The sequence below is a fragment of the Gammaproteobacteria bacterium genome, assembly GCA_021648145.1.
Taxonomy (GTDB): Bacteria; Pseudomonadota; Gammaproteobacteria; order JAADGQ01; family JAADGQ01; genus S141-38.
The window spans coordinates 22,685-44,989 of sequence record JAKITI010000001.1 but is presented as its reverse complement, the minus strand read 5'-3'; the positions used below and the strand labels follow the sequence as shown (position 1 = coordinate 44,989).

The following is a 22,305-nucleotide window of genomic DNA, read 5'->3' as shown; positions in this document are numbered from 1 at the left end:
ATGCTCAACCACTCACTAGATAATATACTGACACAAGCCGATATTTCGATAAAACAATACCGAGATATTTTAAAATCAGCTCAGGAAAGTATTCGGCAAGATTTTTATAATGGCAAAATTGTTGCAGATTTAGTGCACCAACGTGCCGCTGTCATTGACAAAATACTCAGAAAAATATGGCTCAATTTTTTTCCTGAAAAAACTGATATTGCTCTTATTGCTGTGGGTGGATATGGCCGCGCAGAACTTCACCCCGCTTCTGATATTGACCTGCTCATTTTACTTGAAACAGAAAATCACTCTGACCATCAAACACAGATTGAACAGTTCCTGACTTTTTTATGGGATATTGGACTGGAAGTTGGACAAAGTGTTCGCTCACTTTCTGAATGTGTATCAGAGGCAAAAAAAGATATTACGGTCGCAACAAACCTGATGGAATCACGGCTTCTTGAAGGCCAAAAATCACTACTTCATCAACTGGAAAATCAAACAAGCCCTGAAAAAATCTGGCCCAGTGATCAATTTTTTGAAGCAAAATGGCAAGAACAAATCAATCGTTATCAACGTTATAATGTTGCTTTTTACAATCTGGAGCCTAACGTAAAAGGCGGCCCTGGCGGGTTACGTGATATTCAGATGATCGGCTGGGTGGCTAAACGCCATTTCCATGCCAACACACTCCATAGCCTAGTCAATCACCATTTTCTTTCTGAGTCAGAATATAACACATTAATGTCATGTCAGAACTTCCTGTGGAAAGTTCGTTTTGGCTTGCACATAATCTCAAAACGTAGAGAAGAGCAACTGCGTTTTGACCTCCAGCAAGAGTTGGCGAAGCAATTTGGCTATCAAGATGATGGCAATCATCTTGCTGTTGAACTGTTCATGAAAGACTACTACTCCTCAATTACTGAAGTGAGCCGTTTGAATGAGATGCTACTGCAACTATTTCAGGAAGCGATTATTCATAAAAAAGAAGCTGTAGAAATAACCCCTATAAACAGACGCTTTCAAATCAGAAATCACTACATTGAAGTCACGAATGATCAAGTCTTCCAGAACTACCATTTCGCTTTACTTGAAATTTTTTTACTGCTCCAGCAAAATCCTGATATCAAAGGTATTCGCGCACAAACTATTCGCCTGTTACGTGATCACTGCTACCTGATTGATGAAAAATTTCGTCACGACTCTCGCTGCCATACTATTTTCATGGAAATATTACGGCAACCCACCGGCATTGTGGCACAACTTCGCAGAATGAATCGCTACGGTATTCTTGCCGCATATATTCCCGCTTTCAAGAAACTCGTGGGCTTAATGCAGTTTGACCTGTTTCATATATATACTGTTGATGAACACATCTTAATGGTTGTGAGAAATTTACGCCGCTTTGCCGTGCCTGAGTTTTTCAAAGAATACCCAAGGTGCAGTGAAATTCACCAAACCTTGCCAAAGCTAGAGCTGCTTTATCTTGCAGGACTGTTTCACGATATCGCTAAAGGGCGTGGCGGAAATCATGCCGAACTGGGTGAAAAAGATGCATTTGAGTTTTGTATGCACCACCAGTTAAGCGAATATGATAGCCGACTGGTAGCTTGGCTGGTACGCAACCATTTACTCATGTCATCCATCGTACACCGCAAAGACATTAATGACCCTTATGTCATCCATCAATTTGCAATCCGTATCAGCGACCAAACTCATCTGGATTACCTCTATTTACTCACCGTTGCAGACATACGCGGCACTAATCCCGCCCTCTACACGGATTGGAAAAATGCTTTGCTCAGTCGGCTTTATGAATCAACACGTGATAAATTACAACAAGGTTTGAAAAAGCAGATCAACCAAGCTGCTCACATAGACAGCATTCAATCTAAAACTCTGGAAATTCTTGAAAAATTCACACCTGACTCATCAACAACAGAAAAGCTTTGGAGCAATTGGGGAAATGACTATTTTATTTCTCATACTGCCGATGAAATTGCATGGCATACAATTGCGGTATCAAAACTGACACAAAAAGAGTTACCTCTTATTTTAGTCAGAAAAGATGTTAAACAAGGGGGTACTGCTATTTTTGTCTACGCAAAAGATCAAGATGGTATTTTCACAGTCACCACCAAGCTGTTAGACCGGCTCTGTCTCTCTATTGCCGATGCACGCATTATGACCACCGACGATGGCTACACCCTCGATAGTTATATCGTTTTAGAGAGCAGTGGTGAAGCCATCCATGATAAAGCTCGTGAACAAAAAATTATTGACCTGCTTCATCAACATATCTCTCCACCCAATCTTGATTTACTGAATGATGATAAAAACTGGACACGTCATCAAAAATTGTTCATAGGAAAAGTTGATATTCTGTTTTCACAAGATGAAAAAAACCAGCGCACGATTCTGGAAGTGCACTGCACAGACCAGCCGGGCTTGCTTTCTAAAGTCGGACAGGCTTTACTCGCTTGCCAGACTCGTTTGAAAAATGCCAAGATTGCGACTTTTGGCTCACATGTAGAAGATCTGTTTTACATTACCGATTCAAATAACCAGCCACTCAATCACCAATATCAATTCGACCAATTACGCGAAACACTCTGCAAATATTTAGGTAAAGACAGTTGTTGAACAAGCTCCAAAAAGTCATTCAGTTCTGCAAACAACACGCCATTCCATTAATTCTGATTCTACCCGCGTTATGTATTGGAATTGCAGGAGACACATTAATTATACCCATGCGTTATGACCGTGAAGCTATTTTATCGGGTGAACTATGGCGACTTATAACCGGAAATTTGGCTCATTTAGGGTGGTCTCATTTACTGATGAACCTAGCAAGTTTAATACTCATCTGGATGTTATTCGGCAAAGCATTAAGCACACTCACATGGGCTGTAATTGCACTGGTAAGCTCACTGTTTGTTACTATCGGTATCCTGCTGTTTTCACCGATGACCGGCTGGTATGTCGGGCTGTCCGGTATGTTACATGGGCTTTTTATTGCAGGTATTTTTGCTAACCTTGCTCAGGGTTATAAATTAGAGTATCTATTACTCATCGCAATTATTGCCAAACTTTTCTGGGAGCAATGGTACGGCCCACTTCCTGGCTCTGAATCATTTGCGGGGGGACGCGTTATTGTTAATTCTCATTTGTATGGTGCGGTCGCAGGATTGATTGCTGGAATTTTTATTTTAAAAACAAGAGCGAAATAACTTATACTTGTAAAACATTCCAATAGTTGACAAAGGTATTTTTAAACATGGGTTTTATGGAAGGTAAGAACATTTTAATCGTAGGTTTGGCGAGCACTCGCTCTATTGCCTGGGGTGTTGCTGATGCGATGCACAAAGCAGGTGCAAATCTCGCACTCACTTATCAAAACGACAAACTTAAAGGGCGTGTTGAAAAAATGGCGAGTCAATGTGGCTCAGAAATCATCCTCCCTTGTGATGTGAGCAGTGATGAAGAGATTGCTGCAGTTTTTGAACAACTTGGTCAATCTTGGGATGGACTAGACGGCATCGTACATTCTGTTGCATTTGCACCACGCGAAGCACTGGAGGGCGACTATCTGGATGCAGTCACCCGTGAAAACTTCAATATCGCTCATGAAATCAGCTCTTACAGTTTTGCAGCACTCGCCAAAGCGGGGCGTAAAATGATGCAAGGCCGCAATGCAGCGCTCGTCACCATGAGCTATCTGGGCGCTGAACGTAGCATTCCAAACTACAATGTTATGGGATTAGCTAAAGCCAGCCTGGAAGCCAACGTGCGTTACATGGCTCAGTCGCTCGGCCCTGAAGGCATTCGAGTCAACGCCGTTTCTGCTGGACCCATTAAAACACTGGCCGCCGCAGGAATTGGTAATTTTAGAAAAATGTTGGAAACTTTTGAAAATACATCACCCATGCGTCGTAACGTGACAATTGAAGATGTAGGTAAAAGTGCCGCCTTTCTCTGCTCTGACCTCGCCTCAGGAATTACCGGCGAAGTGATTTATGTAGACGCAGGTTTTCGTAGCACAGGCATGGCACCTTTAGGGTAAATGCTGAAAGACAAACATATCTTGCTGGGGGTCACTGGCGGTATTGCGGCTTACAAAAGTGCAGATTTAGTCCGCCGCCTTAAAGATGCGGGCGCAGAAGTACGCGTCGTTATGACACTCGCCGCCACCCAGTTTGTGACTCCCCTTACCTTTCAAGCACTTTCGGGAAATCGTGTACATACCCAGTTGCTCGACTCGATCAGTGAAGCGGCTATGGGACATATTGAGTTGGCTCGCTGGGCTGATGCTGTATTAGTCGCCCCCGCCAGTGCTAATTTTCTGGCCAAACTAACGTATGGTCTGGCGGATGACTTACTATCTACATTGGCCTTGGCGACGAGTGCGCCGATCGCTGTCGCACCGGCAATGAATCAGCAAATGTGGATCAATCCCGCAACCCAACATAATATTCAAACATTAGGTCAACGCAATATTTTGATCTACGGCCCCGGCCAAGGCTCACAAGCCTGCGGAGAAGAGGGCTTAGGCAGAATGCTGGAACCCACTGCGCTTGTAGAAAAACTCAGCCATTTATTTGAGTCAGGCTCAATGCAAGGAGTGAAAATTCTTGTGACTGCTGGGCCAACCTTTGAGGATATTGATCCAGTCCGTTTTATCGGTAATCGTAGTTCAGGAAAAATGGGCTACGCTGTCGCAACTGCTGCAAAAAATGCTGGAGCTGAAGTCACCCTGATTAGTGGCCCCACTTCCCTGCTACCTCCTGAAAAAGTCGAGTGCATCAATGTTCGCAGCGCAGCGCAGATGTATGATGCCGTCATGTCTCAAGTTGATGGTTGCGATATTTTCATTGCGGCAGCTGCCGTAGCAGATTTCACCCCTAAACATTACGAAACACAAAAAATTAAGAAGTTGAGTTCACCACTCAAAACGATTGAACTTGAGCAGACAACTGATATTCTGGCTGCCGTATCTGAATCAGACTCGCGCCCTTTCTGTGTTGGCTTTGCGGCTGAATCTAGTCATTTGGAGAAATACGCACAAGACAAGTTAAAAAATAAAAAACTGGATATTATCGCAGCTAACTGGATTAACCGAGAAAATAGTGGCTTTGAAAGTGACCATAATGCCTTGAGACTTTATTGGCAAGCAGGTCAACTTGATCTTCCCCAGGCACCAAAACTACAATTAGCTCAATCCCTGATTTCATTTATTGCAGAGAAATACCATGCACAGCATAGAGTTAAAAATTCTTGACCCACGTTTAGGAAAAGAGATTCCACTTCCAGAATACGCCACTGATGGCTCGGCCGGCATGGATCTGCGTGCCTGTATTGATCAGCCAAAAATAATCAAACCAGATGAAACCCAACTGATTCCCACAGGGATTTCGATTCATATCGCTGATACAGGTTTAGCGGCTGTCTTACTGCCTCGCTCCGGTTTAGGGCATAAACACGGTATTGTATTGGGCAACCTCACTGGGCTGATTGACTCCGATTATCAAGGGCAACTTTTTGTATCCATCTGGAATCGTAGCCAAAAATCCTTCACAATAAATGTAGGGGAGCGCATTGCTCAAATGGTGATCATCCCTGTGATTCAAGCAAATTTTAAAATTGTCGAAGAATTTGATAACAGTCATCGAGGAGAAGGTGGATTTGGGCACACCGGCCAACACTAAAAACCAAATAATTGCGCCTGAAATTTTTAAAGCCTACGATATCCGTGGCATTGTAGACCAAACGCTGAACGTTGAAAGTGTCTATGCAATCGGTCGCGCCATTGGCAGTGAAGCGCACGCACGCGGCCAAAAGCGCATTGTCGTGGGTCGTGATGGTCGCCTTTCCGGGTCTGATTTTACGGATGCATTAATACGCGGACTCATGGCTACGGGTCGTGATATCATCAACATTGGCATGGTTCCCACACCTGTCGTCTATTTTGCATCTTACTACCTTGAAACAGGCTCAGCCGTTATGGTCACGGGCAGTCATAACCCACCTGAATACAACGGATTTAAAATTGTTCTGGCCGATGAAACACTGTCAGGTGAAGCCATTCAATTTCTGAGGATACGCATTGAAACTGAAAATTTTCACATTGGAAGTGGCAGTCGCAGTGAAACAGATATTTCACATCACTATATAAAGCGTATCTCTTCTGACATCAATCTCAAGCGCCCTTTAAAAATCGTTGTTGATGCTGGAAATGGCGTGGCCGGTAAAATTGCACAGCAGCTTTACCGAGATTTAGGTTGTGAAGTTGAAGCACTTCATTGCACTATCGATGGCAATTTTCCTAATCACCATCCCAACCCCAGTCAACCCGAAACACTCTCGGATCTTATTGATGCGGTCAAAACAGGCCACGCTGATTTAGGGTTGGCATTTGATGGTGATGGCGACCGCCTTGGTGTGGTTACAGCAACAGGAGAAATCATCTGGCCTGACCGCCTATTAATGTTGTTTGCTAAAGAAATTTTATCACGCCACCCTGGCAGCACAGTGATGTATGACATTAAATGTTCACACCACTTAAAAAAGCTTATTGAAGATGCGGGTGGAAAACCACTGATGTGCCGTACAGGCCATTCAATGATAAAAGCACAACTTAAAAAAGTTCGTGCGCCCATTGCTGGTGAAATGAGTGGACATATTTTTTTCAAAGATCGCTGGTATGGCTTTGATGATGGCCTTTACGCCGGTGCACGTTTATTAGAAATATTATCTTCAGTGGATCAATCTGCAAACGAAATATTTGCAACACTTCCAAATGCAATCTGTACCCCAGAGTTTCAAATTCCAATGCCTGAAGGCATGCCACACCGATACATGACACGTTTATTAAAAGTTGCCGATTTTGGTGATGCCGAGCTCATCACACTTGATGGTTTAAGAGTCAACTTTTCTGATGGCTGGGGATTAGTCAGAGCATCCAATACCACGTCGTCACTCACATTACGCTTTGAAGCGGAAACAGAGCACGCTTTAACTCGAATACAGAACCAATTCAGAACGCTCATGTTGTCACTTGATAGTCGTTTATCACTGCCTTTTTAATTCATTAAATTCACGAGAAAAATATGCCCTTGGACTCATCATCAGCCATGAATGTTGCTCAGGTTCTTACCGAAGCTTTACCTTATATCAAACGCTTTGTTGGCAAAACAATTGTCATCAAATATGGTGGCAATGCCATGGTGGATGAAGCGCTTAAAAGCAGCTTTGCCCGTGATGTCGTCTTAATGAAACTCGTGGGCATCAACCCTGTTGTTGTGCACGGCGGTGGCCCTCAAATTGGTCACTTATTAGAACGATTAGGTAAACAGAGCCAATTTGTACAAGGCATGCGTGTCACTGATAGTGAAACAATGGATGTCGTTGAAATGGTTCTGGGTGGCCTGGTTAATAAAGAGATTGTGAGCCTGCTCAATCAGCACGGTGCACAAGCCATCGGTTTGACTGGAAAGGATGGCAGTATGATCAAAGCCCGCAAACTCATTTTCAAAAAGGATGCAGCTGAAATGTCAGCTTCAGAAATTATTGATATCGGTCATGTCGGTGAGGTCGTTTCGATTGATGCATCGGTCGTCAACATGATTGCCCGTGGTGGCTTTATTCCTGTTATTGCACCCATTGGTGTCGATGACAACGGCACGTCTTACAATATTAATGCAGACCTTGTTGCTGGAAAACTTGCTGAAGTGCTCAACGCCGAAAAGCTCATTCTACTCACAAATACACCTGGTTTGCTTGATAAAAATGACAAAACACTTTCAGGTCTCAATGCCAAACAGGTGAATGGGTATATTGCAGATGGCACCGTTTTTGGCGGCATGCTGCCAAAAACTCGCTGCGCTCTCGAAGCGGTTGAGAATGGCGTTAAAACTGCTCATATCATTGATGGCCGTGTACAACATGCCGTATTACTGGAAATTTTTACGGATGAAGGTGTAGGTACACTGATTCGTGCAGAAAAAAACGTGTAAAACAAAGGCCGAGGCTTGATTATGGAACGAATCACCCCAATCGCCAGACATGAAAGCGTTTAACCCATTGCAACAATTTCTGCGGTGCATGAGCACGCTTCCATTCGCCCGCCGCGTATTTATTGGCCTCAGTCAGTGTCGGGTAGATATGAATCGTACCTAAAATTTTATTTAAGCCAAGACCATAACGCATCGCAGTCACATACTCAGCGATCACATCACCGGCATGCTCTCCAACAATCGTAACCCCAAGAATTTTATCTTTTCCCGGCACGGTTAATACTTTAACCACACCATGCGCCTCTTCATCAGCAATGGCTCGATCCAGATCCTCAATATCATACGTTGTGACTTCATAAGCGATATTTTGATCAATCGCTTCGAGTTCATTCAGCCCGACTCTCGCCACTTCTGGCTCTGTAAATGTCGCCCACGGGATGACTGAATAATCAACTTTGAATGATTTGAAACCACTAAATAGAGCATTGACCGCTGCATACCAGGCCTGATGCGCTGCGGTATGTGTAAACTGATATGGCCCCGCCACATCCCCACATGCGTAGATATTTGGAAAATTGGTTTGCAAAAAATCATTCACCTCAACACTGCGCCGTCCGCTCAATGTCACACCCAGCTCTTCCAGGCCAAAACCTGTCACATTCGCCGCCCGCCCTAGAGCCACTAACACCTCATCAAATTCAATCTCAACATCTTGACCTTGGTGTTCACAAATTACTATTTTACGGTCACCTTCCACTCGAAATGCTTTCGCAGAGTGATTAACGCGCACATCCACTCCTTCATTGATAAACCGCGCCATCACTCGGTCTGAAATTTCAGGGTCTTCACGCTCCATGATGCGCTCACCACGTTGAACTTGTATCACCGATGAACCAAGCCGAGCAAAAGCCTGCGCCAATTCACAACCAATCGGCCCTCCACCAAGCACCAAAAGTCGCTTAGGTTGTTTTCGAAGATTCCATATCGTATCCGAGGTTAAATAACCGACATCATCAATCCCTGGAATTTTTGGTACAAAAGGTCGTGCGCCCGTCGCAATTACGATATTTTTTGTCGTCAATGTCTGACCATTCACTTCAACGGTATACGGCGAAGTAATTTTCGCGACCCCTTGAATGACATCAACGCCTAAACCTTGATAACGCTGGACAGAGTCGTGCGGCTCAATCTGTTTAATCACCCGTTGCACGCGTTCCATCACATCAGAAAATTCAAACTCGACATGGGCAGATTTAAAACCTAATGCTGTTGCACGCTTTTGATGTGCAACAAATTTGGCTGATTTGATTAAGGCTTTAGAAGGAATACAACCTGTATTGAGGCAGTCGCCTCCCATTTTATGTTTTTCAATCAGCGTCACTTCAGCTTTAATTGCAGCCGCAATATAAGAGGTCACCAAACCCGCCGAACCACCGCCAATAACAACAATATTACGATCAAACTTTTTAGGCTTGGGATAGCCCTTTAAGGCTTTTCTAGCTTTAACAGCCGTCACTATTTTTTTGGCAATCCAAGGAAAAACACCTAATAAAATAAAGGAAAAAATCAATCCCGGAGAGAGAATGCCCTGCAAAGAATCTATTTTAGCCAATTGCGTTCCTGCATTCACAAAAACCAACGTACCTGCCAACATCCCGAGCTGGCTGACAAGGTAAAAAGTCGATGTGCGAATAGGTGTTAGCCCCATCAACAGATTGATAATAAAGAATGGAAAGAGTGGTACCAACCTCAATGTAAAGAGATAAAATGCACCCTCTTTTTCGACGCCTTGATTAATCGCACTCAAATGATCACCAAATCGGCTTTGCACTGTATCTCGTAACAAAAACCGAGAAACAAGGAAAGCCAGTGTTGCGCCGATCGTGGAAGCAAAAGAGACAATCACAAAGCCCCATAGCAAGCCAAAGATAGCTCCCCCTGCCAGTGTCATAATGACCGCCCCTGGTAAAGAGAGCGCCGTCACGGCAATATAAAGCCCAAAAAAGGCAAATGCAGTGAGCAATGGATGTGTCTGGTAATATCCCTCAATCGCTGCGTGCTGTAATTTGATAAAATCTAAACTCAAATACTTTGTAATATCAAAAGCAAAAAAGCTATAAACCAATACAGCAAGCGTTAAAACGAGTAGAATTTTGCGATAATTCATTGGAGTATGACCCTTTTTATCAAAAATGGATATTTCAAAGTATATCCATGAAATAACAAGCAATAGATCCCTAATGACAGACTTTATTATTATTGGCGGCGGTGTTATCGGCCTGTTGACAGCTTACGAACTTAATCGTGCCGGGGCAAAAGTTACCGTGCTTGAACGCAGTTCAATCGGCACTGAATCTTCATGGGCGGGCGGTGGCATTCTATCGCCACTCTATCCGTGGCGCTACAGCGAACCCGTCAGCGCACTCGCTCATTGGAGCCAACAGCACTATGCTTCATTTTGCCAGACACTTTTCAATGAAACCAGCATTGACCCTGAATGGACTCAAAACGGCCTGCTCATGCTTGATTCCGATGAGCAGAAGATGGCTATAAAGTGGGCCATACGCCATAAAGCGCATATTGAAAAGTTACATGCCAGTGATATTTCTTGTTGTGAACCGCTCGTTAAATTCAAGAGTAACGCATTATGGATGCCAAATGTCGCTCAGGTACGTAATCCACAACTATTAAAATCACTCAAAGCCCTGTTGACTCAGAATAGTGTTCATTTAAAAGAGCATTGTGATGTTAAAAAATTAATGGTCACTGATGGCTCCATAATTGGCGTACAAACAAAAGCTGAAAAAATCAATGCAGATAACGTTATTATCGCCAGTGGTGCATGGAGTGCAGAACTCTTAAAACCACTCGGAACAGAGCTCAACGTTAACCCTGTTAGGGGGCAGATGATTTTATTCAAAACGCCACCGAAATTAATTTCACGAATTGTGATGCATCAAGGACACTATGTGATTCCACGTCGTGATGGCCACACATTAGTTGGCAGTACCGTTGAACACGTTGGGTTTGAAAAAGAGACAACACAGCAGGCTTTATCAGTCCTGCACAAAGCAGCACTGCGTATCATTCCAGAACTTTCAAATTATCCTATAAAAAGGCACTGGGCTGGTTTACGGCCAAGCGCTCCTGAAGGTGTGCCCTTTATTGGAAAACACCCGACAATACAAGGGCTTTATGTCAATGCTGGGCATTTTCGTAATGGTGTTGTGCTAGGCCCTGCTTCTGCGCATTTGTTGGCTGACATTGCTTTAAGGCGCACACCTATTGTTAACTCAGAGCCTTATAAAGTGGTTCCCAGAAATCAGACAGTAGTTTAAGATATAAATAACTCTCAATTCATCCGAATTTTTAGAGTTAAGCCTCTTTTAAGCTTACAAAGTTATACTATCAAGAGCAGCTATCACTCATCAGAAAAACGTTGTTTCTGACTAAAAAAGCATGTTAAAAGTTATAGATTATGACGTTGTTTTAAGTATAGGAAAGCAAGCCCATGCGCATATTGCTGGTTGAAGATGATCCACAGTTAGGTGATGGTATTCGTACTGGCTTACATCAAGCTGGTTATATCGTAGATTGGTTACAGGATGGTCTGTCAGCGCTACACAGCCTTGAAGTAGAAAACTTTGATATGGTCGTACTTGACCTTGGCTTGCCACGTTTGGACGGCATCAGTGTGCTGAAAAAAATTCGCACCTCTGGAAACGATGTACCTGTGTTGATTTTGACGGCCAGGGATACGGTGGCTGATCGGGTCAATGGGCTTGATAGTGGCGCTGATGACTACTTGCTAAAACCTTTTGATCTGGATGAACTATGCGCCCGAGTCAGAGCATTAAGTCGTCGCCACAGCGGAAGAGCATCATCATTAATAAAATACCTGGATATTATCTTAAACCCAGTAGATCGCAGCCTTAGAAAAAATGGTGAAAATATTACCCTATCAACTCGAGAGTTCAATATTTTACAAATTTTCCTAGAAAATATTGGTCGGGTATTATCTAGAGAGCGCATTGAAGAAAGCCTGTTCGGTTGGGATGATTCGCTTGAAAGCAATGCCACTGAAGTCCACATTCATCACCTGCGTAAAAAACTGGGCAAAGAGCTTATTGTGACTATTCGCGGTGTTGGTTACATGATTCCAAAAGCAGATTGATGAAACCTCGTTCAATTCGTCAAAACCTATTACTGTTAGTATTAATCACTGTATTTTTCGCTTGGATAGTGGCAGGGTTCTTTATTTACTACAGCACTAAGCATGAAGCAGAAGAGATCTACGATACTCAACTGGTGCAGAGCGCCAAACTGTTAGCCTCCCTGGTCAGACATGAAGTAGGTGGAGCGCATCAATTACAAATTGATAGAGATGATTTTTTACCGGTCATTCATAAATATGAAACCAAAATATCATTTAGTATTTATCACCACGATGGTACTTTGATGACACACTCATCTTCGTCCCCGTTACTGCCCATCATCGAATATACCAGTGGCTTTAAAGAGATGCAGGTCGATGGCATAACGTGGTACACCTACAACCTCTACGATCCACAAACTAAATTCCTCATCCAGACCGCACAGCGCCACGATGTTCGTGAAGAAATGGTCGCTTACATCAACCATAGTGTATTATTCGTTATGTTGATTTCTCTGCCGTTCATTGCGATTTTTATTTGGATCAGTATTAGCCGCGGCTTACGCCCACTGTTTCAGTTAGCAGACACCATATCAAAACGCTCAATTCATCAACTGGAACCTATTACACTTGAAGGTGCACCCACCGAAACCCAACCTATTGTTCGCTCATTAAATGCACTTTTTGATCGGCTGCACCAAGCTTTTGAAAAAGAGCGTCGTTTTACTGCTGATGCAGCACATGAGTTACGCACCCCCTTAGCAGGTATAAAAACTCAGGCACAGGTCGCTTTACGAGCAACTGAAACCAGTCAACGACAACAGGCGATAAAGCAAGTGATCACGGGAGTTAACCGTACGACCAAACTGGTTAATCAATTACTGATTTTAGCTCGAGTTGATGCTGAACAACATCTAGTCAGAGCTGATTTAGATCTAAAGCTGTTATGTGCAACCATTATTGGTGAACAGATTGCTTCGGCACTAAAGAAAAATATAGAAATCAATTTGCAAGCTGAGTCGCCAGCGATTATCTGTGGCAATGAAGAACTGATACATATTATGGTCACTAATTTGATCAATAATGCCATTCGTTATACACCTGATAAGGGACGTATTATTGTTAATGTGACGAACGAGGCACAAAGTGTCATACTTGATGTGAAAGACTCAGGGTCAGGCATTCCCAAGCCATTAAAAAAACAAGTTTTTGATCGTTTTAAACGCGGCGAACACCAAGATATCTCTGGCAGTGGATTGGGGTTATCAATCGTATTAGAAATTGCAGAGTTACATCATGCAAAAATCCATCTGGATCAAGGCCTGGAAAATACCGGCCTTAGCATTAAAGTCACTTTTTCAAAAAGCAGCATTAAATATAATTCCCACGTAAACGCACTATCCAGTTAAAATAAACACCTGATGAAAACCAGTTTTCCAGCGATCGCAACAAAGGAGGCAAAGATATTAATTCTGGGCAGTATGCCCGGTGAAGAATCACTCAAACAACAATGTTATTATGCGCACCCAAGGAATGCCTTCTGGTATATCATGAGTACCATTTTTAACTTTGATAGCGGCCTCCATTACGAAAAAAGAGTCGATATATTAAAGGCCAACAATATCGCACTGTGGGATGTATTAAAACGCTGCAACCGATCCGGCAGTCTGGACAGTGCAATTCAATCCAGCTCTATTGAAATAAATAATTTTAAAGATTTTTACCATAATCACTCTTTCATTCAAAATATATTTTTTAATGGTGTGAAAGCAGAGCAAGAATATAAAAAACGTGTTATACCCACCCTTCAAAACTTACATTCAACCATCAAATATCATAAATTGACATCCACAAGCCCTGCAATGGCCATGCGCACAAAAGAAAAAAAGCTCGTAGAGTGGAAAACAATCATAGAAGAGGCAATCAATAATGACTCAAAACAATAAAACAGAAAGCACCCCAAGCTCAGGATTGGGGTGGCTGAAAATCACAGGATTATTGTTGCTTACGATTATTGTTTCCGTCCTGATTACTGTATGGAGCATGAAAAACTATCTGTTTGTGTCCGAATTCACTCCGGTAACCCTCAATGCCCAAGAGGAAAAAGTTCTTCAGAGAAAAATTAAAAAGCTGGATGTAATAGAAGTCAGACAAAAAAATTCTGTCGAAAATAATGACGTTAAAAATGAAATACTGAAACCAGAAGCCTACAGTGAAGAAGGTGCAAAACGTGACATTAATTTTACCGAAAAAGAGTTAAATGCCTTACTGGCAAAAAATACAGATTTAGCACGTAAACTGGCTGTCGATCTGGCTGATGACCTTGTCAGTATAAAGTTATTAATGCCAATGGATGAGGATTTCCCCATTTTTGGCGGTAAGACACTGAGACTGAAAGCTGGTGCTGAATTTGCCTACAGAGATGCACGCCCAGTCGTAATATTAAAAGGAGTAACCGTTATGGGAGTTCCTGTACCCAACGCCTGGCTGGGTGATATAAAGAATGTTGATTTGGTTAAAGAGTTTGGTGGCCATGAAGGGTTTTGGAAAAGCTTCTCTGAAGGCGTAAGTGACATCCAGATAGAAGAAGGTCGGCTGAGAATAAAATTGAAAGAGTGATTACATTGACTACTGGAGCTTACGTATTTCAAGCAGCTTATGTTGATCATCAAACTCTATTTCAAAGATGCCTTGAATACCATCATGAGTGACAAACTTTTGCAATAGATTGGCTGGAAATTGAATCCGACGACCATCAGAAGCCATCACACTGACATTATTGACTGTACGCTGATAATAAGCGAGGTATTGTTCAGGTGAAATAGCCAGAGAAAATCTGGTTTTTTGCGACATGGTGATACTTTAGGAGCTGGAGTACGCCACCCCCGCAATGGATGGCGCATCTAAATTTCGTGATAACTTATTTTTTAGCAATTGATAACAATTCAATTTCAAAAATAAGTGTTTCATTGGGGCCAATATTAGGTGGCGCGCCCCTCGTACCATAAGCAAGACTGGCAGGAACAATAATTTCCCATTTAGCGCCCTCTTTCATCATAGGCAATGCTTCTTGCCAGCCCTGAACAACACCACCCACGGGAAATGTTGAAGGCTTATTACGACTGTAAGAACTGTCAAACTCTTCACCGTTAATCAAAGTACCACGGTAATGAACCGTAACACTGTCATTTGATGTTGGTTTTTTACCACTGCCTTCTTTAATAATTTGGTACTGCAAGCCACTCGATGTAGTTTTTACACCCTCTTTTTTCTTGTTAGCTTCCAGATACGTTTCCCCCGCTTTAAGGTTTTTTTCTGCAGCGGCTTTCATATTAGCAATATTTTTCTGTTGAACAGCTTGTACGGTTGCTCTAATTTCTTCTTCACTCAGCTTGGGATCTTTACCATTAAGAGCATCTTCCATCGCCATGTTAAAAGATTTAATATCAAAGCCTGGATTTTCAGCTGTCACCAACTTTCCGGCTTTATAACCTTGCAAGTAACTAAATTTTTTTTCATCATTATCAAGTGATGCCGCCTGAACTGCTATTACAGAAGAAAAACATAGAGGGAGTACAACAGTATATTTTAAAAATTTCATTCTTATTCCTGTGACTTGGTTTAATCAGTTAGTTTGTAACTTTTCGGCACAAATAGTTCAATAGCCTTTAATAAGCAAATGCCGCCGCGCACATTCCAAGCAATGAGGCAGGAAAAAGCCCCAGAGCAATCATTCCCAACCCATTAATACTCATCACCACCTGAACATCAAAAGAAGCTTTAATTGGCGCTGTTTCTTTTGGCTCTTCAAACACCATGTACCATACGACTCTTAAATAATAGTAGGCACCCACAACAGAAAACAACACCGCCAATACAGCCAACCAAACATATCCGGCATCAATAACCGCTTGCAATACTGCCAGCTTGGCAAAAAAACCGATTAATGGAGGTATGCCCGCCATAGAGAGCATAATTAATATCATCATTGATGCAAACCAGGGACTGCGTTTCGCAAGGCCTTTCAAATCATCCAGTTCATCCGCCTCAAAACCAGCCCGACTCATGAGGATAATCATCCCAAAACTACCCAGACCCATCAATGTATAAACAATAATATAAAACATTGCCGATGAGTAACCATTGGCTCCAGTTGCGATAATACCCAGCAATAAAAAGCCAACATGTGAGATCGTTGAATAAGCCAGCATACGTTTAATGTTGGTCTGTGCAATCGCAATAACATTACCAAAGATGATGGACATCACAGCCAATGCTATAAGCATTTCCTGCCAATGAGCTTGAAGACCCCCCAACCCATCGACCAACAAGCGCATGACCATACCAAAAGCAGCGATTTTAGGAGCCGTTGCAATAAAAAGCGTCACGGCTGTGGGCGCACCATGATAAACATCAGGGATCCACATATGGAATGGAACAGCACCCAGTTTAAAAGCAAGGCCAACAAGAATAAAGACAACGCCGAATAACAAGACAATATTATCCGAAGGCATCTCTGAAACCTTAATACCTATCTCAGTAATATTTAACGTACCTGTCATGCCATAAATAATTGACATACCATAGAGCAACAAACCCGAAGCGATCGCACCCAATACAAAGTATTTCATAGCCGCTTCAACTGCTTTTTGATTATCACGTTGAAAAGCAACCATTGCATATAGAGCCAGAGACATCAGCTCCAAACCAAGATAGATTGTAATCATGTTATTGGCAGACACAAGCACCATCATACCCAAGACAGCAAATAGCCCTAGAGCGAAATACTCCCCTTTAAACATATTGCGTTCAATCAGGTAATCACGAGAATAGAGAAAGACAATACCACTGACCAGATAAATAAAAATCTTGAGTACATCACTCATCGTGTCTTTAATAAACGTGCCATGAAAGGTAATGACTGGCTCCGGCGTATGCAAAAATAGCGTAAGAACTGCTGCACCTACCAAAGTGACTAACGTCAACAGATAAATAACGGCACGATTTTCGTCTTTAAGATAAAGATCAATAATCAGCACAACACATGCCATCGTTAGAACGAAAATTTCAGGCAAAATTGGCATAAAATCGGGTGTGATGAAATTCATATGTCTTAAATACCTTGGTTCCTTGAACTAAATATCAAATAACTTAGAGCTTAGAGGTCACAGCCTGTTGAACCAAATGATCAACTGAGCTATGCATAACTTCAACCAATGGGTCTGGATACACGCCTAAAGCCAATACAAAAAATGCTAATACGCTAAGTATCAAAATTTCCCGCTTATTCACATCCTTAAGAGCAGCAACATTATCATTAGCAACTTCACCAAAAATAACCCGTTTGATTAGCCATAAAGTATAAGCCGCACCAAAAATCAGTGTTGTTGACGCTAAGAATGCGATCCAGAAGTTTGACTTGAATGCACTTAAAATAACCATAAACTCACCTACAAACCCAGATGTACCTGGAAGCCCTGTGTTAGCCATAGCAAAAAGTACAAAGAAAGCAGCAAATACCGGCATTGTATTCACTACGCCGCCATAGTCACTGATTCGACGTGAATGCATTCTGTCATACATTATACCAATACAATAAAACATAGCACCGGAAATAAAGCCATGAGATATCAGCTGAACCAAACCACCTTCAATACCCAAGGCCGCACCTTGGGTTGAACCCGTATTTTCCAAAATACCGTATATAAGAAAAAATCCTAGTGTTGCAAAACCCATATGGGCAATTGATGAATAAGCAATAAGCTTTTTCATATCCTCTTGTACAATGGCAACAAAAGAGATGTAAACAATAGCAATTAAAGAAAGAGTGATAACGAGCCAATCAAGCTCTTGGCTGGCATCAGGCGTAATCGGAAGCATAAAGCGCACAAAACCATATGCACCTAGTTTGAGCATAATTGCTGCTAAAATAATTGAACCACCAGTTGGAGCCTGAACATGCGCGTCAGGCAACCAGGTATGTACCGGCCACATAGGTACTTTGACTGCAAAAGCCAGCAACATTGCAAGAAAAATCAAGATTTGAGCCGTCATTCCAATTTGTACATCCTGAAATGCCAGAATAGAAAAACTCCCCACCTGAAAGTAGAGATAAATTAGTGTAATCAGTAAAAGTACTGAGCCCAAAAATGTATATAGGAAAAACTTGATCGTTGCATAAATTCTATCCGCGCCACCCCAAATACCAATAATCAAGAACATGGGCACCAGCATTGCTTCCCAGAACACATAAAACAGCACACCATCAAGTGCTGCAAACACTCCATTCATCATACCTTCCATAATCAGGAATGAAGCCATGTAGAGTGCAACTCGAGTTTTAATAACTTCCCAACCCGCAATAACGACAATAATAGTAAAAAAGGTTGTCAACAAGATCAGTGGCATTGAAATACCATCAACACCCAGCGCATAACTTATATTAAATGTAGGTATCCAGGATGCAGTTTCTGTGAACTGCATTTCATGTGTCGCTGTATCAAATAGTGTATAGAGAGGTATAGAAACCAAAAACACTAATACAGAAATAGCCAACGACATCCATCGGACAAAGTTATCGCTTGCCTTATGTGCAGCAAGTACAATCATCCCGCCAATAATGGGCAGCCAGATGACAAGACTCAGTAAAGGTAAATCAGTCATTCAATTGAATCCTTGTTATATTTCCAACTACCAAGGTAAATACCAGCTTAATAGCAGCATCAGCCCAACAATCATTGCAAACGCGTAATGGTATAGGTAACCCGTTTGCAAGTTTCTAACCTTACTTGACACCCAGCCAATTGCACGCGCAGAGCCATTGACCATAATTCCATCAATACCTTTCTCATCACCTGTTCGCCATAAAAGCTTTCCAAGCCTTCTGCTACCCGCTGCAAAAAATGCATTATTGAAAGCATCAAAACCATAGTTTTTATCAAGAATGTTATAAATAAATTGAAAACGCTGTTTTATTTTAGCTGGAAGATCTGGGCGTTTCAGATACAGGAACCAGGCACATAAAACTCCGCCAAGCGCCATCCAGAATGGAAGCGTCATCAATCCATGCAACATAAAACCGAGTACACCGGTGTAGCTTTCACCAATTTTTGCCAACACATCATGTTCGGGCAGAACAAAAATTTCTTTTGCAAAAAAGTCACCGAATAGAAATGGTCCGATTGCGAATAGTCCAATGAATATAGATGGTATCGCCAGCAGTATAAGTGGGATAGTTACAATTTTAGGGCTTTCATGCAGATGCTCCTTGGTCTGTTTATCCATGCGTTCTTTTCCGTGGAATACCAAGAAAAACATTCGAAAGGAGTAGAGTGCCGTTACAAACACACCTAAGACCACACAGGCATAAGCAAAACTAGAGCCTGGAATTTGAGATGCCTTGACACCTTCTATAATTGCATCTTTTGAGAAAAATCCTGAAAACCCAGGAAAACCAATCAATGCCAATGATCCAATCAACATACAGACGTAAGTAATGGGCATATATTTTTTCAAACCACCCATTTTACGAATATCTTGCTCGTGATGCATTGCAATGATTACTGAGCCAGCCGCCAAGAATAGCAGCGCCTTAAAAAAGGCGTGAGTCATCAGGTGAAAAATACCGGCAGCATAAGCAGAAGCGCCCAATGCAACGGTCATATAACCTAATTGAGACAGTGTAGAATAAGCAATAACACGTTTGATATCATTTTGAATGATACCTAAAAACCCCATAAATAATGCAGTAATCGCACCAATCACAAGAACCACACTTAATGCGGTCACTGACAACTCATACATAGGTGACATTCTAGCCACCATGTAGATACCCGCAGTAACCATTGTTGCGGCATGAATCAATGCAGAAATAGGAGTCGGGCCTTCCATTGAGTCAGGCAACCAAACATGCAGAGGAACCTGTGCTGACTTACCCATCGCACCAATAAAGAGCAATATACAAATCACCGTCATCACATTCCATTCAACACCGGGTATTATTTCCATTGTTAGGTTGGCCACGCTCGGTGAACCCGCAAACACTTCTGCATAGTTAAGACTACCAAAATACATAAGTACAGCAGCAATACCTAACAAAAAGCCGAAATCACCCACTCGGTTCACTAAAAAGGCCTTCATATTCGCGAAAATAGCGGTCTCTTTTTTATACCAAAAGCCAATAAGAAGGTAAGAAACCAAACCGACGGCTTCCCAACCAAAAAATAACTGCATGAAGTTATTCGCCATCACAAGCATCAGCATTGAGAAAGTAAATAGAGAGATATAGCAGAAAAATCGCTGATAACCTGGGTCATCATGCATATAACCAATGGTATAGATATGAACCATCAATGAAACAAAAGTCACAACAATCATCATTATGGCAGTCAGGTTATCGACAAGAAAGCCAACTTCAAAACTAAATCCATCACTGATCAACCAAGTATAAATTGTTTCATCAAATACTGGAGCACCTCCAATGACTACATGATTGAATGTAACAAGTGAAAGAATAAAAGAAATTGCGACACCCAGCGTTGCTGCCCAATGAGCGCCTGAACGACCAACAGCCTTGCCAAATACACCAGCAATGATTGAACCAACAAGTGGTGCTAAAACGACACCCAGATAAACTAATTTCATATATTTATCCTTTTAAACTATCCAGGTTACTAACATTAATGGATCGACGGCTACGAAATACCAACATTAATATAGCCAAGCCTATAGCTGCTTCTGCTGCCGCCACTGTTAATATAAAGAAAACAAAAATTTGACCTGAAATATCATTTAAGTAATGTGAGAAAGCAACAAAATTCATATTGACTGCGAGCAGCATTAATTCAATTGCCATCAATATTATGATGATATTTTTCCGGTTAAGAAATATTCCAACAATCGCTATCGCAAATAAAATTGCGCCTAAAATCAAAAAGTCTGAAAGTGCTATCATAATGGTTATAGTTCACTATTAATGTTTATTTTTTGCTAAATAGTTACAGTATTAAAATTTCTAATCACTCGTTCATTTTTTCGGATTCCATTTTAACAACTCGTACACGATCTTCACTGCGAACAAGCACTTGCTTCGATGGATCCTGATGTTTTGTTTGAGGTCTGCGACGCATTGTTAAAGAAATTGCTGCAATAATCGCAACCAAAAGTAATACAGCGGCAAGTTCAAATGGATAAACATATTCTGTATATAAAACCATCCCCAGCTCTTTGGTATTGCTGTAATCAGCTCCACGTGCAACAGGATCGGCAAACTTGTCCAGACCAAAATTTTCTGGTCCAACGACAATAGCCATTTCAATCACTATAACAATTGCGACTAACCCACCTGGAATTAAATATTTTGTAAACCCCTCTCTAAGTGATGCTTCCTTAGTATCCAGCATCATCACTACAAAAAGGAAAAGAACCATGACCGCACCCACATAGACCAGAATCAATACCAGTGAGAGAAATTCTGCCTCTAATAAAATCCAGAGTGCGGCACAGGTAAAAAATGCCAAAACTAGAAAGAGTGCTGCAAATACTGTATTTCGAACCGTAACCACAGCGATAGAAGCTAAGACTAATACAGTCGAAAATAGATAAAAAACAAACGGTTCTATATTCATAATCTCACATCAATCAATTAACGATACGGCGCATCTTTTTCACGATCAGCGGCAATTTGACTTTCGAACCTATCACCCACTTCTAATAACTTCGCTTTGGTCATAATACTATCTTCTCTATTTTCAAAGACATATTCAAAGTGACGCGTCTCAACGATCGCATCTACCGGACAGGACTCTTCACAAAACCCACAATAGATGCACTTAAACAGATCAATGTCGTATTGTGTTGTTCTACGCGACCCATCATCTCTTTGCTCAGACTCTATAGTGATAGCCAAAGCTGGACAGACAGCTTCGCAAAGCTTGCATGCGATACAACGTTCTTCACCATTTTCATAACGACGCTGAGCATGTAAACCACGAAAACGATATGATTGTGGTGTTTTTTCTTCTGGGTATTGTACTGTTATTTTCTTGGCAAACAGATATTTGCCTGTTAATTTCAGCCCTAAAACAAGTTCCCAAAGCAAAAAACTCTTAATGTAGTGTTTCAAGTTCATATGCGAAATGACACCCCTAA

The 22,305-nt window shown here is 41.8% G+C and carries 21 protein-coding genes; 12 read left to right on the top strand and 9 right to left on the bottom strand.

The window, feature by feature from the left end:
- Genes glnD through argB form a run of 7 tightly spaced genes read left to right on the top strand, consistent with a single transcriptional unit; the run spans position 1 to position 8,003 of the window.
- Positions 1 to 2,634, top strand: a complete 2,634-nt coding sequence (glnD, locus tag L3J70_00220) for a [protein-PII] uridylyltransferase (GenBank protein MCF6234799.1) — start codon at positions 1 to 3, stop codon at positions 2,632 to 2,634.
- The gene (gene rrtA / locus L3J70_00215) at positions 2,628 to 3,221 is read left to right on the top strand and encodes a rhombosortase (protein ID MCF6234798.1); all 594 of its coding nucleotides are present in this window, start codon (positions 2,628 to 2,630) and stop codon (positions 3,219 to 3,221) included. The genes glnD and rrtA overlap by 7 nt, the downstream gene beginning before the upstream one ends.
- Before the next feature lie 47 nt (positions 3,222 to 3,268).
- Positions 3,269 to 4,054 carry an enoyl-ACP reductase gene (locus L3J70_00210; GenBank protein ID MCF6234797.1) on the top strand — a complete coding sequence of 262 codons (786 nt, stop codon included), beginning with the start codon at positions 3,269 to 3,271 and terminating at the stop codon, positions 4,052 to 4,054.
- Positions 4,055 to 5,269 (top strand): bifunctional phosphopantothenoylcysteine decarboxylase/phosphopantothenate--cysteine ligase CoaBC, encoded by a 1,215-nt coding sequence (gene coaBC / locus L3J70_00205; protein MCF6234796.1) that lies wholly within the window; start codon positions 4,055 to 4,057, stop codon positions 5,267 to 5,269.
- The gene (gene dut / locus L3J70_00200; protein MCF6234795.1) at positions 5,241 to 5,696 is read left to right on the top strand and encodes a dUTP diphosphatase; all 456 of its coding nucleotides are present in this window, start codon (positions 5,241 to 5,243) and stop codon (positions 5,694 to 5,696) included. Before coaBC ends, dut begins: the two co-directional genes overlap by 29 nt.
- Positions 5,697 to 5,703: 7 nt before the next feature.
- On the top strand, positions 5,704 to 7,074 hold the full coding sequence (locus L3J70_00195; GenBank protein ID MCF6234794.1) for a phosphomannomutase/phosphoglucomutase: 1,371 nt from the start codon (positions 5,704 to 5,706) through the stop codon (positions 7,072 to 7,074).
- 23 nt (positions 7,075 to 7,097) lie between these two features.
- Entirely contained in the window at positions 7,098 to 8,003 is a 906-nt protein-coding gene (gene argB, locus L3J70_00190) for an acetylglutamate kinase (GenBank protein ID MCF6234793.1), read from the top strand.
- A gap of 31 nt (positions 8,004 to 8,034) precedes the next feature.
- Here the strand turns inward: argB and L3J70_00185 are convergent, their stop codons facing one another.
- Positions 8,035 to 10,170, bottom strand: coding sequence for an FAD-dependent oxidoreductase (locus tag L3J70_00185; protein MCF6234792.1), 2,136 nt, complete (start codon positions 10,168 to 10,170; stop codon positions 8,035 to 8,037).
- Positions 10,171 to 10,243: 73 nt separating this feature from the next.
- On the opposite strand from L3J70_00185, the gene thiO reads away from it, so the two are divergent.
- The 5 genes from thiO to L3J70_00160 all read left to right on the top strand — a co-directional run bounded on the left by thiO (position 10,244) and on the right by L3J70_00160 (position 14,775).
- A complete protein-coding gene (gene thiO, locus L3J70_00180; protein MCF6234791.1) occupies positions 10,244 to 11,341 on the top strand; it encodes a glycine oxidase ThiO in 1,098 nt (365 codons plus the stop codon).
- Between the two features lie 173 nt (positions 11,342 to 11,514).
- Positions 11,515 to 12,177 (top strand): response regulator transcription factor, encoded by a 663-nt coding sequence (locus L3J70_00175; GenBank protein ID MCF6234790.1) that lies wholly within the window; start codon positions 11,515 to 11,517, stop codon positions 12,175 to 12,177.
- Entirely contained in the window at positions 12,177 to 13,565 is a 1,389-nt protein-coding gene (locus tag L3J70_00170) for an ATP-binding protein (GenBank protein ID MCF6234789.1), read from the top strand. Before L3J70_00175 ends, L3J70_00170 begins: the two co-directional genes overlap by 1 nt.
- Positions 13,566 to 13,577: 12 nt before the next feature.
- Positions 13,578 to 14,102, top strand: a complete 525-nt coding sequence (locus tag L3J70_00165; protein MCF6234788.1) for a DNA-deoxyinosine glycosylase — start codon at positions 13,578 to 13,580, stop codon at positions 14,100 to 14,102.
- Positions 14,086 to 14,775 (top strand): arginine N-succinyltransferase, encoded by a 690-nt coding sequence (locus L3J70_00160; GenBank protein MCF6234787.1) that lies wholly within the window; start codon positions 14,086 to 14,088, stop codon positions 14,773 to 14,775. The genes L3J70_00165 and L3J70_00160 overlap by 17 nt, the downstream gene beginning before the upstream one ends.
- A gap of 9 nt (positions 14,776 to 14,784) precedes the next feature.
- On the opposite strand, the gene L3J70_00155 is transcribed toward L3J70_00160, so the two are convergent.
- The 8 genes from L3J70_00155 to nuoI all read right to left on the bottom strand — a co-directional run bounded on the left by L3J70_00155 (position 14,785) and on the right by nuoI (position 22,285).
- Complete coding sequence (locus L3J70_00155) at positions 14,785 to 15,009, bottom strand: DUF2835 domain-containing protein (GenBank protein MCF6234786.1); 225 nt, start codon at positions 15,007 to 15,009, stop codon at positions 14,785 to 14,787.
- A gap of 67 nt (positions 15,010 to 15,076) precedes the next feature.
- Entirely contained in the window at positions 15,077 to 15,757 is a 681-nt protein-coding gene (locus tag L3J70_00150) for an FKBP-type peptidyl-prolyl cis-trans isomerase (GenBank protein ID MCF6234785.1), read from the bottom strand.
- 67 nt (positions 15,758 to 15,824) lie between these two features.
- Positions 15,825 to 17,264, bottom strand: a complete 1,440-nt coding sequence (gene nuoN, locus L3J70_00145) for an NADH-quinone oxidoreductase subunit NuoN (protein MCF6234784.1) — start codon at positions 17,262 to 17,264, stop codon at positions 15,825 to 15,827.
- 43 nt (positions 17,265 to 17,307) lie between these two features.
- Positions 17,308 to 18,819: an NADH-quinone oxidoreductase subunit M gene (locus L3J70_00140; GenBank protein MCF6234783.1), complete on the bottom strand. Its 1,512-nt coding sequence runs from the start codon at positions 18,817 to 18,819 to the stop codon at positions 17,308 to 17,310.
- Positions 18,820 to 18,846: 27 nt separating this feature from the next.
- A complete protein-coding gene (gene nuoL / locus L3J70_00135; GenBank protein ID MCF6234782.1) occupies positions 18,847 to 20,799 on the bottom strand; it encodes an NADH-quinone oxidoreductase subunit L in 1,953 nt (650 codons plus the stop codon).
- 4 nt (positions 20,800 to 20,803) lie between these two features.
- On the bottom strand, positions 20,804 to 21,109 hold the full coding sequence (nuoK, locus tag L3J70_00130; protein ID MCF6234781.1) for an NADH-quinone oxidoreductase subunit NuoK: 306 nt from the start codon (positions 21,107 to 21,109) through the stop codon (positions 20,804 to 20,806).
- A 64-nt stretch (positions 21,110 to 21,173) separates the two neighbouring features.
- Complete coding sequence (locus L3J70_00125) at positions 21,174 to 21,782, bottom strand: NADH-quinone oxidoreductase subunit J (protein ID MCF6234780.1); 609 nt, start codon at positions 21,780 to 21,782, stop codon at positions 21,174 to 21,176.
- A gap of 17 nt (positions 21,783 to 21,799) precedes the next feature.
- A complete protein-coding gene (gene nuoI / locus L3J70_00120) occupies positions 21,800 to 22,285 on the bottom strand; it encodes an NADH-quinone oxidoreductase subunit NuoI (protein ID MCF6234779.1) in 486 nt (161 codons plus the stop codon).
- Positions 22,286 to 22,305 lie beyond the last annotated feature (20 nt).

Bases quoted from the DNA above. Each gene is read 5' to 3' on its own strand.
- coaBC (MCF6234796.1), top strand. From the start codon at position 4,055: ATGCTGAAAGACAAACATATCTTGCTGGGGGTCACTGGCGGTATTGCG.
- glnD (MCF6234799.1), top strand. From the start codon at position 1: ATGCTCAACCACTCACTAGATAATATACTGACACAAGCCGATATTTCG.
- nuoL (MCF6234782.1), bottom strand. From the start codon at position 20,799: ATGAAATTAGTTTATCTGGGTGTCGTTTTAGCACCACTTGTTGGTTCA.
- nuoK (MCF6234781.1), bottom strand. From the start codon at position 21,109: ATGATAGCACTTTCAGACTTTTTGATTTTAGGCGCAATTTTATTTGCG.
- L3J70_00185 (MCF6234792.1), bottom strand. From the start codon at position 10,170: ATGAATTATCGCAAAATTCTACTCGTTTTAACGCTTGCTGTATTGGTT.
- dut (MCF6234795.1), top strand. From the start codon at position 5,241: ATGCACAGCATAGAGTTAAAAATTCTTGACCCACGTTTAGGAAAAGAG.
- nuoN (MCF6234784.1), bottom strand. From the start codon at position 17,264: ATGAATTTCATCACACCCGATTTTATGCCAATTTTGCCTGAAATTTTC.
- L3J70_00160 (MCF6234787.1), top strand. From the start codon at position 14,086: ATGACTCAAAACAATAAAACAGAAAGCACCCCAAGCTCAGGATTGGGG.
- L3J70_00165 (MCF6234788.1), top strand. From the start codon at position 13,578: ATGAAAACCAGTTTTCCAGCGATCGCAACAAAGGAGGCAAAGATATTA.
- thiO (MCF6234791.1), top strand. From the start codon at position 10,244: ATGACAGACTTTATTATTATTGGCGGCGGTGTTATCGGCCTGTTGACA.
- L3J70_00175 (MCF6234790.1), top strand. From the start codon at position 11,515: ATGCGCATATTGCTGGTTGAAGATGATCCACAGTTAGGTGATGGTATT.
- L3J70_00140 (MCF6234783.1), bottom strand. From the start codon at position 18,819: ATGACTGATTTACCTTTACTGAGTCTTGTCATCTGGCTGCCCATTATT.
- L3J70_00155 (MCF6234786.1), bottom strand. From the start codon at position 15,009: ATGTCGCAAAAAACCAGATTTTCTCTGGCTATTTCACCTGAACAATAC.
- L3J70_00210 (MCF6234797.1), top strand. From the start codon at position 3,269: ATGGGTTTTATGGAAGGTAAGAACATTTTAATCGTAGGTTTGGCGAGC.
- argB (MCF6234793.1), top strand. From the start codon at position 7,098: ATGCCCTTGGACTCATCATCAGCCATGAATGTTGCTCAGGTTCTTACC.
- nuoI (MCF6234779.1), bottom strand. From the start codon at position 22,285: ATGAACTTGAAACACTACATTAAGAGTTTTTTGCTTTGGGAACTTGTT.
- L3J70_00125 (MCF6234780.1), bottom strand. From the start codon at position 21,782: ATGAATATAGAACCGTTTGTTTTTTATCTATTTTCGACTGTATTAGTC.
- L3J70_00150 (MCF6234785.1), bottom strand. From the start codon at position 15,757: ATGAAATTTTTAAAATATACTGTTGTACTCCCTCTATGTTTTTCTTCT.
- L3J70_00170 (MCF6234789.1), top strand. From the start codon at position 12,177: ATGAAACCTCGTTCAATTCGTCAAAACCTATTACTGTTAGTATTAATC.